Source organism: Pseudomonas sp. GW821-FHT09E04 (assembly GCF_059416185.1).
This window is the reverse complement of the sequence record NZ_JBWKOR010000012.1, coordinates 1-620: the sequence shown is the minus strand read 5'-3', so window position 1 is coordinate 620 and position 620 is coordinate 1. Positions and strand designations below refer to the sequence as shown.

Sequence of the window (620 nt, the reverse complement as noted above, 5' to 3'; positions counted from 1 at the left end):
CCCTGGATCACCAGTTCGGTCTTGGCGGTGATGGTGATGCGGTCGGCGTTGGCGGTGATGTTGAGTTTGGCCAGCAGGTTGATGCTGTCCTTCAGTGCCTTGACGTCGATGTCGCCGGACGCCGCCACCAGCCGCCAGCCCATGCTCTGCACGAACAGGCGCATGCCGCGACTGGCACTGGCCAGCAGGCGTTTGCCGATGGAAAAACTGGTGTGCCCGGTGCTGCTCAGCGCCAGGTGTTCGCCGGTGGCGATGTGGCTGGAACGCGGCGTGGTCAGGGCGATGCCGGCCGGACTGGCGAGCACCAGATGCGGCTCGGTGAATTCGGGGAATTCGTTGGCGGTGAGGTTTGCCGGACCCGAGCCGAGTACGCCTTGATGCTGGGCGTGCAAGGCCTTGGCCACGTCGTCCTGATCGCCCGCCTCTTGAGCTTGAAGCTCTTTGGCCTGCGTGGCGAAACCGTCCTGCTGATCGCTGGCGGTGGCCAGGCGTTCGGCGGTTTCCGGCAGGTCCTTGTGGTGCTTGGATTCGTTCGGGCGCGGCTCGGTGGTGATCAGCAGGCCGGCACCGGCGCGCACGGCGCCGTGGCGGTCGGTGCGCAACTCGAAACCTTCGCCGCG

1 protein-coding gene is annotated in these 620 nt (G+C 66.5%); it reads right to left on the bottom strand.

Translation table 11 applies throughout. The features are described from left to right. Positions 1–620 (bottom strand): DUF2345 domain-containing protein (locus AC07N4_RS28900; protein ID WP_493066734.1); only part of this gene is annotated, 620 nt, incomplete at both ends.